The following is a 251-nucleotide window of genomic DNA, read 5'->3' as shown; positions in this document are numbered from 1 at the left end:
ATACCAAGACCAACCATAAGAGGCCATGTGAAGCTTCTTGAAACAAACTTGTAGAACTGCTGTGAGCCATTTTGAAGATGCTGAGGCATCACATTTAAGTATTTGATTAATGCTGCAAGAACAATCATTAAGATTGGACCTGGAATATGAACAAAGCTTTCTAACAAACCACCAAAGATGAAGGTTGTACAAGCAACGAGTACACCTGCACCCATTAAACCGAAATCAACTTTTGCGTCCATATCTGGCTG

The 251-nt window shown here is 39.8% G+C and carries 1 protein-coding gene; it reads right to left on the bottom strand.

Going from position 1 to position 251, the window contains the following annotated elements:
* Positions 1-251: 2-hydroxycarboxylate transporter family protein (locus SB775_RS32025; protein ID WP_410865318.1), on the bottom strand; the 251-nt coding region annotated here is incomplete at both ends.

The sequence above is a fragment of the Peribacillus sp. SIMBA_075 genome, from assembly GCF_046534585.1.
Note: the sequence above shows the minus strand (reverse complement) of the source record. Positions and strands in the feature narration are given on the sequence as shown.